The sequence below is a fragment of the Microbacterium sp. SORGH_AS_0454 genome, from assembly GCF_031453395.1.
Taxonomy (GTDB): Bacteria; Actinomycetota; Actinomycetes; order Actinomycetales; family Microbacteriaceae; genus Microbacterium.
The window spans coordinates 1,683,574-1,695,709 of record NZ_JAVIYS010000001.1 but is presented as its reverse complement, the minus strand read 5'-3'; the positions used below and the strand labels follow the sequence as shown (position 1 = coordinate 1,695,709).

Here is a 12,136-nt window from a genome sequence, read left to right as displayed (position 1 = left end):
CCCGGCCCGGGGTCGGGCCGACTAAACTGAGAGAGGCGTGTCGGGAAGTCTGGTCGACGATCTGTCGATCGACCCTCCAGGAAGCCTCATGAGCCAAGACACCACCCGCGCGCCCCAGTGGCCCGGATACGCCGAAGTCCACCGCGTCACGACGCTTCTGCGCCGCGAATCCGTCGGCGGCATGCTGCTGGTCGTGGCCGCGATCGCCGCGGTCGTGTGGGCCAACTCCCCCGCGTCCGAGGCATACTTCGCGCTGCGCGACCTCCGCTTCGGCTACGTGCCCTGGCACCTCGAGCTGAGCGTCGGGTCGTGGGCGGCGGACGGCCTGCTGGCGATCTTCTTCTTCCTGGTCGGCCTCGAGCTCAAGCGCGAGATCGTCGTCGGGAGCCTCCGCCGACTGGGGACCGCGATCGTGCCGGTGACGGCCGCCTTCGCGGGGGTCGCCGTGCCCGCCCTCCTCTACGTCGCGATCGTGCACGCGCAGCCGAGCCTGCTGGCGGGCTGGGCCATCCCCACCGCGACCGACATCGCTTTCGCGGTGGCGTTGCTGGCGCTGGTCGGCTCGCATCTTCCCGGACCCCTGCGCATCTTCCTGCTGACGCTCGCGGTCGTCGACGACCTGATCGCGATCGCGATCATCGCCGTCTTTTACACGAGCGACATCGCGCTCGTGCCGCTGGCGATCTTCGCCGTGCTCGTCGTCGTCTACGGCGTCATCGCCCACCGTGGCCGCGCGTGGTTCGCCCGCACGCCCTGGGGCGCCTGGGTCGTGCTGCTGCCGATCGGCTTCGCCGCATGGGCGTTCCTGCACGCCTCGGGCGTGCACGCGACGATCGCCGGAGTCGCGCTCGCCTTTACGATCCCGGTCGCCGCCTCCCGGCGCCGGCCCGAGGCGCGGGGCATGGACCTCGCCGAGCAGTTCGAGCACCGCTTCCGTCCCCTGTCGGCGGGCATCGCCGTGCCGCTGTTCGCCTTCTTCGCGGCGGGGGTCTCGGTCGGCGGCGGCGAGGGACTGCTCCGCGCGGTGACGGACCCCGTCACCCTCGGCGTCGTCGCCGGTCTCGTGCTGGGAAAGCCCCTCGGCATCCTGCTCGGTGTCCGCCTGCTCACTCTCGTGACGAAGGTCCGGCTCGACCCCGCTCTGAAGTGGATCGACCTGGCCGGGGTGGGCCTGCTCGCCGGGATCGGCTTCACCGTCTCGCTGTTGATCGCCGAGCTGAGCTTCCCCGACGGCTCGCCCCACACCGACGACGCGAAGATCGCGATCATGGTCGCCTCGCTTCTGGCATCCGTCCTCGCATCGTCCGTCCTGCTCGTACGCAACCGGCGCTACAAGCAACTGGCTCTCGCCGAAGAGGTGGATGCCGATGGCGACGACATCCCCGACGTGTACCAGCGGCCGCGACCCGACGCCCGCTGAGCCGCCATGTCACGAGAACAGGCTGATCGCCCGAGAACAGGACGATCCACGCCGCATCGGCCTGTTCTCGTGGCATCCCCTGTTCTCATGACACCGCGCCGCGGCGCCCGCCCGACGCGTCAACGCCCCGCCGCCTCGCGCGGCCGCCGCAGCTGCGTGGCGAGTGCGGCCGCCGAGCGCAGGGTGAGGCCGGGGATGTAGCAGCGGACCAGGGCGATCGCGATGGCCGGGATCTGCGTGGCATCCGGGTAGATCATCCACAGGGGCGCGAAGTCGGGCTGGAACTTCTTCTTGAAGTTCGCCAGCGAGCGGAACCCGTACGCCGGCTCGAGGAGCGCGCTGATGACGTCGAGGCCGCGGTCCAGGGCGCTGCGGTCGGCGTCGTCCCCGGTGGAGTGCCGCGCCAGGGGCGAACCCGACAGGCTCATCACCGTCATGCCGTCCTCGCGGAGCCGATCGACGGCCTGACCGATGAGGAACTCCATGACCCCGGGCATCGCGTCGTCGCGCCGACGCATGACGTCGAGGGCGTACCCGGCGATCGTGCCGTCGCGATGGATCGGTATCCAGCTCGTGAAAGCCGTGATGCGTCCCGATCCGTCGCGCGCCACGAGAAGGCGCACCTGGGGGTCGTCGAGCTGATCGGTCGAGCCGAGGGTGAAACCCATCTCGGGGATCGTCTTGTCCGAGACCCAGGCCTCCGAGATGTCGCGGATCTGGCCGCGATCGAAGAACGACAGCTCGCTCCACCGGGCCCAACGCGAGGTCAGTCCCTCTCGCGCCGCGCGGTTGGTGGCCGTCCGGACGTCCTGTCGCTTCTTGCCGGCGGGAGTCCAGCTGCGCGGGTCGAGGAAGGCCTCCTCGGCGACCTGCAGCGACGACCAGCCCAGCGGGGCGAGCCGCTCGCGCTCGGCGTCGTCGACGCTGTAGAAGACCGGCGTCCAGCCCTGCTCCTCGCAGAACGCGGCGAACTCCGCGCCGACGGAGGCGTCGTCCCGGTCGGGGCCGAAGGCACCGCCGAGCGTCACCGCGAAACCGCCGCGTACCCGGTAGGCGATCGCCGCCTCCGCGTCGGCGGCGAACCAGTAGACGTTCCCCTCCCACAGGGTCATGTGCCCGAGGGTGTCCCCCGATCCCGCTGCGAGCAGAGCCCGCGCGCGCTCGCGATCGGGTGCGGTCTCGGCGGCGCCGGAGCGGACCACGAAGCGCACGGCGGCGACGACGACGCTCAGCCAGAACAGCAGCGGCGGCAGGTACCACGCCGCCTGTGCGGCTCCGGTCATCGGGACGAAGACGAGGGCCTCGGGCGGCAGAAGCGACGGCGGGACGAGACGCAGGGGCAGAGTGGCGAGCACGGTGGTGACGTTCGGCCACGGCCGGAACTCGGCGGACGTCATCAGGATGCCGACCAGCGCCAGCGCCAGCGAGCCCAGGGCCGCGACGACGACCGTGCGCACGAAGATCCGGCGCACCCCGGGGGTCGATCGGATCTGCGCGGCGGCGCGGAAGCGCACGAGAAGCACGGCGACCATCAGGGGAAGGGCGGCACCGACGACCATGCCCACGACCGTCTGCCAGACGTCGGCGACGTCGTACGCGGCACGCACCGTCGCGAGTTGCTCGAGCGTGTCGGTCTCGCTCAGCAGCAGCAGGATGCTCATCGCCGCGAAGGTGAGGACGTTCACCCCCACGGCCAGGTGCAGGGCGCCGCGGCGCCCGCGCAGCACGCCCCAGGCGGCGATCAGCAGCACCAGCTGCGGGAGCGCGGCGATCCACCCCGAGGCGGGCTGGAGCTCGGCGTAGACCGAGGCGGAGGGCGGGCAGGGAGCGTTGGTCGAACCGATCGCGCAGACGACGCCGTCGGCCACGTTCAGCGGGTCGTACGACAGCCAGCTGTAGACCGAGAGCACTCCCGCCCCCGAGCCCCAGAGGGTGGCCACGACCGGCCCGATGGCGGTGATGGCGGTGAGCGCGGCCAGCAGCACGCGCTTCTCGCGCAGGGAGCTGCGGGGAATGCCGACGGCCCGCGTCCCCCCGAGCACGAGGCCGGCCGCCATGCCGACGGGCAGAGCGATGAGCGTGTAGAGGTCGGAAGCAGAGGCCGCGTAGAGGAACATGGTCACGGCGAGGACCACGCCGCCGATGCGGATGCGACGGCGCCACAGCGGCGAGGCGAAACAGCTCGCGGCGATCGCGACGCACAGCAGCGCCGCAATCGGCGGTGCCCCCGTGTCGGGGGTGACGTTCAGCGAGACCTCGGGGATGACGTTGTCCTCGAACCAGCCGATGACCTCGCCGACCGCGCAGACGACGAGCCCGCCGCCCACGAACGCCGCGAGCAGACGTCGCGTGCCCAGGAGCCCCTCCGCCGCGCCGCACGTCACCAGGGTCAACAGCACGGTGACGGCGAGCACGAGCGGGTCGTCGACCCGCACCAGGGCGAGCAGCATGTCGCGCAGGTCGAAGGGACCGGCCTCGAAGGTGCTCTCCGTTGCGATCGTCACGGTGCTGACCACGAGGATCGCCAGTGTCACCCCGAGCGTCCCGGTGCGACGCCGGAGCAGTCCGGGGACATCCCACCGCGGGACGCGGTTCACGGGCCGCGTCGCCGGCGTCGTCTCGGGCGCTGCCTGCGCCTTGTCCATCACCGCGACCATCGGTCCTCCCCGAGCGTGCGCATGCCGACCACCGGCATCCTGTCCATGCTCGCGAGATGCCCCCGGACGCCGCATCGCCCGGTCGGCCCCCTCCTCGGGCCGATCGGGTGGTCCGACCGGTCAGGCGGCGGCGACCCGCCCGGGCCAGAACCGGCGCACCAGGAGCGGTCCCACGATGCCGTGCAGCACCACGCTGCCGAGCACGACCATGCAGGTCGCCGCCAGCACGAGGAACCCCTCCTCCCCGGGCAGGGCGTTCGCGGCGATGAGGCCGAAGACGATGGATGCCGCGCCCCGGGGACCCATGGCGGCGACGAAGAACCGCTCCTTGCGGGTGGCCTCGGTGCCGATCAGCGCGAGCAGCACGGGCAGGAACCGCCCCACCGTCAGGGCCACGAGAGCGAGGACGATCGCGGGCCACCAGTCGTAGGTCTCGCTGAGCAGAACGATCGAGGCGAAGCCGAAAGCCAACCACAACAGCAGGTTGAGCAGCCACGAGAGGTCGTCCAGCAGAGAGATCTCGACGGAGGGGACGCCACTCGCCCCGCGCGCGAGACGCAGGGCGACGCCCGCGACGAAGACGGCGACGAACCCATTGCCCTGCAACGCGACGGCGAGGCCGAACACGATCAGGGGCGTGGCGATGAAGGCGATACGCATGCTCTGGGGCTCGGTCCATCCTCGCCCGTCGGCGAAGCGCATCGCTCCCCCGATCGCGGCACCCGCGGCAGCCCCGACGAGGATCGCGATGAGCCCCGCGGGGGCGGCCACCGCGAACGCACGTCCGGCGTCGCCCGTCGTCCCCGCGGAGGCGAAGGCCACCGCACCGAGCAGGAGCGGTGAGACCAGGCCGTCGTTGTACCCGCTCTCGACGTTGAGCCACCGCCGCACCCGCGCCGGAACGCGGTCGTCGCGCACGATCGAGGTCTCGGGCGAGAAGTCGGCGGGCACCGAGATGCACGCGATCGCCAGGATCACCGCCACCGACAACCCCAGCGGCAGGATCAGACCGACCGCCAGCACGAGGACGAGCGACAGCGGCAGGCCGATGCCGAGCAGCCGCGCCGGCACCCCGGTGAAGTGCGAGCGGAAGGAACCGCGAACCTCCAGCGCGTCGACGAAGAGCAGGTAGGCCAGCACGATCTCGGCGAACAAGAGCGTGGCCTTCGACTCGAGGAACAGCTCGCCCTGCACCGGCAGCAGCGCGCCCCCGAGCAGGCCGAGAGCGGTCATCACGATCGGCCCGTTGACGGTGGCCTTCCGGAAGACGCGGCTCCACAACGCCCAGACGAGCAGGGAGCAGCCGACGACGAGCAGGGGGACGGACACGGCGAGAACTCCTGGGGAGAGGATGGGACGGGAGCCAGTCTGTTCGACGCCCGGGCCCGCGACCGGGGGCTGACCGGGTACCGTCCGCGTCCGGTCGGGTACATCGGATGCGCCCCCTGTCTCGACGGCGCCCGGAGTCCCTAGCCTGGTCGCATGGCATCCCTCGCCGCTCCCCTCATCCGTGTCGCCGTCGTCGACGACGAAGCGCTCATCCGCTCCGGCTTCTCGCACATCCTCAGCGCCGCCGACGACATCGAGGTGGTGGCGACCGCCGACGGCGTCCAGGCGATGGAGGTCCTCGCAGAGGCGCGTCCCGACGTGGTGCTGCTCGACATCCGGATGCCGGGACGAAACGGTCTCGAGGTGCTCCGCGACATCCGCCGGGCGGGGTGGAACGTGACGGTGGCGATCCTGACCACCTTCGACTCCGACGATCACATCGCTTCGGCCCTCGACGCGGGCGCGGCCGGGTTCCTCGTGAAAGACACCGACCCGCGTCAGCTCCCCCAGCTCGTGCGCACCCTCCACGGTGGCGGGGTGGTGTTCTCGCCCACCGTCAGCCGCGCCGTGGTGGCCGGATACCTGCGCCCCGAGCCCGCGGCCGACACCCACCTGGTCGACGCGCTCAGCTCGCGCGAGCGCGAGATCCTCGTGCAACTGGGGCGCGGGCTGTCGAACATCCAGATCGGCGCCGAGATGTTCCTGAGCCCCGCCACCGTGAAAGCGCACATCAGCACGATCCTCGGCAAGCTCGGCGTCGACGGGCGCGTGCAGGCGGCTCTCGTGGCGGAGCGCGCGGGCCTGCTGCGCGACGAGGAGGCACGATGAGGCGCCGCGATGTCCTGATCGATCTCGGCCTCGTCGCCGTGGCCGCCCTCGACGGCGTGCTCGGTCTCTACACGACCGACCTGCTCGAGCTGGTGCTGACCCTGGTCGGAGCCGCGGGCCTGCTGCTGCGCCGCAAGATCCCCCTGCTGTCACTGGCGCTGACGCTTCCCGCCCTCTTCGTCACCGGCGGACCGATCGCGTCGGTGATCGCCCTGTACACCGTCGCGAGCGCGGCGACCGGAATGGTCTGGCTCGTCGTCGCGTCCGCCCTCACCTTCCTCGGACTCGGCCTGTCGTGGGACACCTTCACCTCGGTCAACGACCACGTGCTCGCCATCGTGTACGCGACGATGACCTCGGGCGGCGCCGTGGCGCTGGGCCGCCTCCGACGCAACCAGAGCAGGCTGACGGCGAGTCTCGACGAGCTGCGCCGCGCCCGCGCCGACGAGAACCGCCGCGTCGCCCGCGAGGCCGTCGCGGAGGAGCGCGCCCACCTCGCGCGCGAGATGCACGACGTCGTCTCGCACCAGGTGAGCCTCATCACCGTGCAGGCGGGTGCCCTGATGGTCCGCGCCGACGATCCCGACGTCGTCGAGACGGCCGACACGATCCGCACGCTCGCCTCCACGACCCTCACCGAGCTGCGTCAGATGCTGCTGGTGCTCCGCGCCGACGGACCGGAGGCCGCACCGCTCGGCCCCCAGCCGACCCTGCGCCACCTCGATGAGATCCTGCACCCCGCCGACCTCGATATCGAGGCCCGCATCGCCCTGCGCGAAGGGCTCGCACCCGCGACCCAGCGAGCGGTCTACCGCACGATCCAAGAGGGGCTCACGAACGTGCGGAAGCACGCGCCCGGGTCGCGCGTGACCGTGACCGCGACGAGCACCGACACCGGTGGCGTGCGGGTGGTCCTGCGCAACGCCGCCTCCCCCGCCCCGCGCCCCGACCCCGCTCCCACGGCGCGCCTCGGTCACCTCGGGCTCTCGGAACGCGCCCACATGCTGGGGGGCTCGTTCCGCGCCGGGCCCCTCGCCGACGGCGGCTACGAGATCGACCTGCGCCTGCCGGCCGGTCCCTGACGGGCCTCAGGCCGAGGCGCGCTGCACGACCTCGATCGGCAGGATCGTCGCGTGAGCCGCGGGACGCCCGGCGAGGATGTCGAGCAGAACGGATGCCATGTGCCGGCCCTGCGCCAGCGACGGCTGCCGGACCGTGGTCAGCGCCGGTGTGACGGCGGTCGACACCGCCGAGTCGTCGAAGCCCATGACGGCGACGTCGCGCCCCGGCTCGAGGCCCTTGTCGCGCAGCACCGTGTAGACGCCGCGGGCCATGAGATCGCTCGCGACGAAGACCGCCTCGGGGGTGACCCCGTTCGAGAGGATGCGGTTCATCGCCAGCGCCCCGCCCATCTCGGTGAAGTCCCCGTTCTCGATCGCCATCGGCTCCAGCCCCGCCTCCGCCATCGCGTTGCGGAAGCCCTGGAGACGGTCGATGCCCGCGGGCATGTCCGACGGGCCCGACACCGTGGCGAGACGGCGGTGACCGCGCGCCAGCAGATAGGCGGTGGCGACCCGGCCACCCTCGACGTTGTCGACGTCGACGTAGTAGTCGTCGGCGCGGATTCGCGCGGGGCGCCCGCCGTAGACCACGGGGACGACGTCGGCGACGCGGTCGAGGAAGGTGTCGCTCGTGTGGTGCGAGGCGACGATCGCCCCGTCGACGCTTCCGCCACGGAGGTATCCGAGCGCCTTGGCGCTGACGTCGTCGCTCGCGATGAGCATGTTCATGATGTAGTCGGACTCGCCGATGACCTCGCCGATCCCCGCGACGATCGAGGCGAAGAACGGGTCGCCGAAGAAGCGGTCGGTCTGCTCGGGGATCACCAGGGCGATCGCCCGGGTCTGGCGGCTGGCGAGCGAGCGTGCCGCACGGTTGGGCACGTACTGCAGCTCGTCGATCGCGCGGCGCACGGCCTCGAGAGCGGAGGGCGAGACAGCGGAGGAGCCGTTGACGACTCGCGACACCGTCGAGCGCGAGACTCCGGCGCGCGCCGCGACCTCTTCGATCGTGGCGGCACCCCGCACGGATGCGAGATCCATCGCTCCCCTCCTTCAGGACGGCCGCGTTCTCCGGCGCTCGGCTGGCCGGATGCACCCCGCGCTGATGCGAGCGTACTGCGGTGTCGCCGGGGATCGCACCGGACCGGCGCGGATCCCCTGCGGCCCACGCGGAACGCCGGCTGCCCGTGCCTACCGCATCGCCTCACGCCGCGAATGCGAAGGCCCGGCCGCAGACGCGCGCGACCGGGCCCTCGCGGCCGACGTCAGCGGACGACGACCGGCTCCAGCGCGCGATCCGCGATCACCCGCGCGTAGGCGAGCCCCGAATCCTTGATCGTGCGCTCCTGCGTGGCGTAGTCGACGTAGACGATCCCGAAACGCTTCTCGTAGCCCCACGCCCACTCGAAGTTGTCCATCAGCGACCAGTAGAAGTAGCCGCGCACGTCGACGCCCTCGTCCACGGCATCCAGAACCGCCGCGAGGTGCGCCTCGACGAACTCCACGCGCTCGACGTCGTGCACGCGCGGCTCGTCGCCCTCGGTGTTCAGCTCGTCGTCGAACGAGGCGCCGTTCTCGGTGACGAAGAGGGCCACGCCCGCCTCCGCCGCGTAATCCTCGCTGACCCGCTGGAGCAGACGCGTGAGCCCCTCGGGCTGCACCTCCCAGTGCATGTTGGTGCGAGCGAGACCGCGATCGTGCCAGTACAGGTTCTCGTGCGCGGGGAAGGGCTTGCCGACCGGACGCGAGGTGGGAGCATCTCCCGCGGGCGGGTCGATCTCGGGCGCAGTCCCCCCGACGAACTCGCCGTGGTAGTAGTTCACGCCGAGCGAGTCGATGGGCGTCGAGATGATGTCGAGGTCACCGGGATGCACGGCCTCCTGCCAACGCGCCACCGCCTCGGCGTCCGTCTTGCGGAAGTCCTTGATGATGTCGGCGGGGTACTCGCCACGGAAGACCGGGTCGAGGAACCAGCGGTTGAACTGTCCGTCGACGCGCCGTGCGGCGTCGAGGTCGGCGGGGTTCGCCGGGTCGACGGCATCCGCCACCGTGAGGTTGAGCGTGAGCCCCAGGTTCAACGAAGAGTCGCGGGCACGGAGCTCGCGCACGGTCTGTCCGTGGCCCAGAAGCAGGTGGTGGGCGGCGAGCATGCCCTCGGCCTGGGAGTAGTGCCCGGGTGCATGAATGCCGGCGGTGTAGCTGAGGAACGACGAGCACCACGGCTCGTTGAGCGTCGTCCAGACGTTCACCCGGTCGCCGAGCGCGTCGTGCATGTCGAGCGCATACTCGGTGAACTTCTCGCTCGTGGAGCGGACGGTCCAACCGCCCTCGTCCTGCAGCGCCTGCGGCAGGTCCCAGTGATAGAGCGTGAGCCAGGGCAGGATGCCGGCATCCAGCAGCTCGTCGACGAGGCGCTTGTAGAAGTCCACGCCCTTCGCGTTGACAGCGCCGCCATCGGGCCGCACGCGCGACCACGAGGTCGAGAAGCGGTAGGTCTGCAGACCGAGCTTCTTCATCAGCTGCACGTCGCCGGCGTAGCGGTGGTAGTGATCGCACGCGACATCGCCGTTGTCGGCGTTGATCACGGCGTCGGGCACACGGCTGAACGCGTCCCAGATCGAGGCCGTGCGGCCGTCTTCGAAGGCCGCCCCCTCGATCTGATACGCCGCGGTGGCAGCGCCGAAGAGGAAACCTTCGGGGAACGAACGGGTGTGGGACATGGTTCGGGTTCCTTCCATGGGCGCGAGGGTCATCCCTTGACCGCCCCTTGCATGATGCCACTGACGAGCTGCTTGCCCGCGAAGACGAACAGCAGCAGCAGCGGTATCGTCGACAGCAGAACGCCCGCGAGGACGATCGAGTAGTCGACGAAGTAGTTGGACTGCAGGAGCGACAGGGCCACCGGCAGTGTGGGGTTCTGACGGTCGAGCACGATGAACGGCCAGAAGAAGTTGTTCCACGCGCTCACGAAGGTGAACAGCCCGAGCATCGCCGCGGCGGGGCGCGCGGCGGGGACGCCCACCGTGAGGAACGTGCGGAACGAGGTCGCGCCATCCACGCGCGCGGCCTCGATCAGCTCGTCGGGCACGGACTGACGCAGGTACTGCGTCATCCAGAAGACGCCGAAGGCGCTGGTCAGAGCCGGGATGATGATGGCACCGAGCTGCCCCGTCCACCCGAGCTCGCTGAAGAGGATGTACAGCGGCACGACGCCCAGCTGCGTCGGCACGGCCATGGTCGCCACGACGAAGACGAGCAGCCACGGGCCGCCGCGGAACTTCAGCTTCGCGAACGCCCACCCCGCGAGGGTCGAGAAGAAGACCACGGATGCCGCGATCAGGCCCGAGCTGATGATCGAGTTCACCAGCGCCGGCCAGAAGTTGACCGCGGGGTCGCCGATGACGGACGCGGCGTTGGCGAAGAAGTTGCCGCCGGGGATCCACGACCGATTCGCGTCGCGGATCGTCGATGAATCGCCCGAACCGATCAGCAGCGACCAGTAGAAGGGGAACAGGCTCGCCAGCAGCACCGCGCCGAGAGCGGCGTAGACGATCCAGCCCGGGCGGGAGCCGCGCACGGGGCGCGGACGGCGGCGGACGGGGCCGGGGGTGTTCGGGTCGACGATCGGGACGGGGGCGGGGCTCACGGCGGTCATCGGCGGGTCTCCTGTCGTGCGGCGCCGCCTCGGGACGCGTCGGTGTCTCGCGGGGGCGCCGGGGTAGCGGCATCCGCCCTCACTCGGGCTCTCGCCGCTCGTGCCTGCGCTCGGGCGTTTCGACGGGAACGGGTCTCACCGCGACCACCGTCGTCGCGCACGAGCGAACGCGTGACGAACAGGTTGATCGCGCCGATGGCGAGGATGAGCAGGAAGAGGATCCACGCGAGTGCCGCGGCGCGGCCGAAGTTCCACTCGCCCCAGCCGACGTTGTAGAGCCACAGGGTCACGGTGAGCCACTGGTTGTCCGCCCCGCCCGTGCCGTACTGGTCGTACATGCGCGGCTCGTCGAAGATCTGCAGGCCGCCGATGGTGGCGGTGATGATGACGAAGACGAGGGTCGGCTTGAGGCTCGGCAGGGTGATCGAGAAGAACTGGCGGATCTTGCCGGCGCCGTCGACGGTCGCGGCCTCGTAGTACTCGCGCGGGATGGCCTGCATCGCCGCGAGCAGGATGAGGGTGTTGTAACCGGTCCAGCGGAAATTGACCATCGTCGCGATCGCGATGTGGCTGGCGAAGGCGTCGGAATGCCACGGCACGGCCGGAAGACCGAGGTTCTGCAGGGTGGTGTTCACCACGCCGTACTGGTCGCCGAACATGTTGCTGAAGATGAGGGCCACGGCGACGGGGGCCATCACGTACGGCACGAGCACGCTCATGCGCCAGAAGGTCTTGGCACGGATGTTCTGGTCGAGCATCGCGGCGATGAAGATCGCGAGGATGAGCTGCGGGACGCTCGAGAGCAGGAAGATGCTGAAGGTGTTGCGCAGGGCGATCCAGAACTTGGGCTGCGAGAGCACCCAGGCGTACTGGTCGAAGCCGATGAACTCGCCCGAGTTGCGAACCAGATCCCAGTCCATGAACGAGATCACCGCGGTGTAGGCGATGGGGAACAGACCCGTGATCGCGAACAGGATGAAGAACGGCGAGATGTAGAGATACGGCGAGAGCTTCAGGTCCCACGCGCTACGGCGCTGACCGAAGCCGAGGCGCCGTGGCCGGCGGTCCCCGGCCGGGGGCTGCGCCGGCCGCGTGGGCCGTTCGAGAGTGCTTGTCACGGTGGTGTCTCCTCCTCGAGACGAGCGGGACGGATGCCGGGGCTCGAGGCGCGGGGCCCCGGCATCCG

Annotated in this window: 9 protein-coding genes; 3 read left to right on the top strand and 6 right to left on the bottom strand. The window is 70.6% G+C overall.

Annotation, left to right across the window (positions count from 1 at the left end; all coding sequences use genetic code 11):
• Positions 1–88: 88 nt before the first annotated feature.
• Entirely contained in the window at positions 89–1,420 is a 1,332-nt protein-coding gene (gene nhaA, locus QE454_RS07855; protein ID WP_307456323.1) for a Na+/H+ antiporter NhaA, read from the top strand.
• A 119-nt stretch (positions 1,421–1,539) separates the two neighbouring features.
• Here nhaA and QE454_RS07850 read toward each other — a convergent pair whose 3' ends face one another.
• Positions 1,540–4,077 carry a bifunctional lysylphosphatidylglycerol flippase/synthetase MprF gene (locus tag QE454_RS07850; RefSeq protein WP_307456325.1) on the bottom strand — a complete coding sequence of 846 codons (2,538 nt, stop codon included), beginning with the start codon at positions 4,075–4,077 and terminating at the stop codon, positions 1,540–1,542.
• A gap of 120 nt (positions 4,078–4,197) precedes the next feature.
• On the bottom strand, positions 4,198–5,406 hold the full coding sequence (locus tag QE454_RS07845; RefSeq protein WP_307456327.1) for a cation:proton antiporter: 1,209 nt from the start codon (positions 5,404–5,406) through the stop codon (positions 4,198–4,200).
• A 153-nt stretch (positions 5,407–5,559) separates the two neighbouring features.
• On the opposite strand from QE454_RS07845, the gene QE454_RS07840 reads away from it, so the two are divergent.
• Complete coding sequence (locus tag QE454_RS07840; RefSeq protein ID WP_307456329.1) at positions 5,560–6,234, top strand: response regulator transcription factor; 675 nt, start codon at positions 5,560–5,562, stop codon at positions 6,232–6,234.
• Positions 6,231–7,316 (top strand): sensor histidine kinase, encoded by a 1,086-nt coding sequence (locus QE454_RS07835; RefSeq protein ID WP_307456331.1) that lies wholly within the window; start codon positions 6,231–6,233, stop codon positions 7,314–7,316. Before QE454_RS07840 ends, QE454_RS07835 begins: the two co-directional genes overlap by 4 nt.
• Positions 7,317–7,322: 6 nt before the next feature.
• Here the strand turns inward: QE454_RS07835 and QE454_RS07830 are convergent, their stop codons facing one another.
• From QE454_RS07830 to QE454_RS07815, 4 genes are all read right to left on the bottom strand, one after another.
• Positions 7,323–8,336, bottom strand: coding sequence for a LacI family DNA-binding transcriptional regulator (locus QE454_RS07830; RefSeq protein ID WP_307456333.1), 1,014 nt, complete (start codon positions 8,334–8,336; stop codon positions 7,323–7,325).
• A 224-nt stretch (positions 8,337–8,560) separates the two neighbouring features.
• Complete coding sequence (locus QE454_RS07825; protein WP_267789136.1) at positions 8,561–10,015, bottom strand: GH1 family beta-glucosidase; 1,455 nt, start codon at positions 10,013–10,015, stop codon at positions 8,561–8,563.
• A gap of 29 nt (positions 10,016–10,044) precedes the next feature.
• Entirely contained in the window at positions 10,045–10,950 is a 906-nt protein-coding gene (locus QE454_RS07820) for a carbohydrate ABC transporter permease (protein ID WP_307456336.1), read from the bottom strand.
• A complete protein-coding gene (locus tag QE454_RS07815; protein ID WP_307456338.1) occupies positions 10,947–12,068 on the bottom strand; it encodes a carbohydrate ABC transporter permease in 1,122 nt (373 codons plus the stop codon). Before QE454_RS07815 ends, QE454_RS07820 begins: the two co-directional genes overlap by 4 nt.
• Between the last annotated feature and the right edge of the window lie 68 nt (positions 12,069–12,136).

Coding starts and splice junctions, on each gene's coding strand:
- nhaA (WP_307456323.1), top strand. CDS start 89: ATGAGCCAAGACACCACCCGCGCGCCCCAGTGGCCCGGATACGCCGAA.
- QE454_RS07850 (WP_307456325.1), bottom strand. CDS start 4,077: ATGGTCGCGGTGATGGACAAGGCGCAGGCAGCGCCCGAGACGACGCCG.
- QE454_RS07840 (WP_307456329.1), top strand. CDS start 5,560: ATGGCATCCCTCGCCGCTCCCCTCATCCGTGTCGCCGTCGTCGACGAC.
- QE454_RS07835 (WP_307456331.1), top strand. CDS start 6,231: ATGAGGCGCCGCGATGTCCTGATCGATCTCGGCCTCGTCGCCGTGGCC.
- QE454_RS07830 (WP_307456333.1), bottom strand. CDS start 8,336: ATGGATCTCGCATCCGTGCGGGGTGCCGCCACGATCGAAGAGGTCGCG.
- QE454_RS07825 (WP_267789136.1), bottom strand. CDS start 10,015: ATGTCCCACACCCGTTCGTTCCCCGAAGGTTTCCTCTTCGGCGCTGCC.
- QE454_RS07820 (WP_307456336.1), bottom strand. CDS start 10,950: ATGACCGCCGTGAGCCCCGCCCCCGTCCCGATCGTCGACCCGAACACC.